Origin of the sequence: Micromonospora sp. NPDC049799 (assembly GCF_040656655.1) — a bacterium.
Classification (GTDB): Bacteria; Actinomycetota; Actinomycetes; order Mycobacteriales; family Micromonosporaceae; genus Micromonospora.
This window is the reverse complement of record NZ_JBFAMU010000899.1, coordinates 1-1,122: the sequence shown is the minus strand read 5'-3', so window position 1 is coordinate 1,122 and position 1,122 is coordinate 1. Positions and strand designations below refer to the sequence as shown.

Genomic DNA, 1,122 nt, shown 5'->3' with positions numbered 1-1,122 from the left:
ACCACGTTGCCGTACCGCCGGCCGCGCAGCATCCGCCGGTCGGCGACCAGGCACACGTCGCCGAAGACGGCCCGCAGGGTCGCCACCTGCACCCGGGCGAAGACCAGCGGGGGCAGGTCGGTCACGTTCACCAGGTACACGCCGTCGGGGCGCAGGGTGCGGGCCACCTCGGTCACGAACTCGACGCCGGCGACGTGCGCCGGCATCCGGGCGGCCCGGTAGATGTCGGCGAGCACCAGGTCGTACCGGCCGGTGGGGGCGGCGGTGACCGCCGCGCGGGCGTCGGCGACCTGCACGGTCACGTCGCCGGACAGGGCGGGCAGCTCACGGGCCACCAGGTCGACGACCGTGGGGTCCCGCTCGACCACCCGTTGGTGCGACCCGGGCCGGGTCGCGGTCAGGTAGCGAGGGAGAGTCAACGCGCCGCCGCCCAGGTGCAGGACCTCCAGGGGCCGACCGGCCGGCGCCACGAGGTCCGCGACGGCGGCCATCCGCCGGACGTACTCGAAGTGCAGGTGCCGGGGGTCGGCGAGGTCCACGTAGGACTGTTCGACACCGTCGGCGAGCAGCAGGCGCCCGGTCGGGCGGGCTGGGTCGGCGACCAGCTGCAGCCGTTCGTCGGCGCGGTCCATGCGGGGCACGCTAGACCATCACGCGTCGGCGGCGGGCCGGTGGGCGTACACCCACCGGCCCGCCGAACGCTGTCGGGAAGGTGCGGGTCAGCCGCTCGCCATCCCGGCGCCCGCCTCGTCGATCGCGTCGTCGATCGTGTGGGCCAGGTCGACGTCCTGGGCGGTCACCGCACCGGCCTGCCGGGACCGTACGGTCAGCACGGCGGTCGTCGCGTCGGGCCGGCCGATGCGCGGACCGCGACCGGTCTCCACCCGGAGCCGGTCCAGCCGGTCGAGGACCCGGTCCAGGTTGTCCGGCGGCAGTTCGACCGTCCGCGTGAGCGCCTGCCCGTCGCCCGACCAGTACGGCAACCCGTTCAGCGCCTCGTTGAGCTCGTCGCCGCGCAGCGGCGGGGTCCGGCTGGCCTCCACGAGATGGCCTACGACTGGCGAGCCGACCGGGTCGGAGCGGCCCTCACCGGCCGCAATCCCACGGTCCTTCGACGCCTCA

The 1,122-nt window shown here is 75.2% G+C and carries 2 protein-coding genes; both read right to left on the bottom strand.

What is annotated here, in order from left to right; all coding sequences use genetic code 11:
* A partial coding sequence (locus AB0I76_RS30465) for a fused MFS/spermidine synthase (RefSeq protein ID WP_357042760.1) occupies positions 1-632 on the bottom strand: 632 nt, incomplete at its 3' end.
* Positions 633-719: 87 nt separating this feature from the next.
* Positions 720-1,122 (bottom strand): 4a-hydroxytetrahydrobiopterin dehydratase (locus AB0I76_RS30460; protein WP_357042758.1); only part of this gene is annotated, 403 nt, incomplete at its 5' end.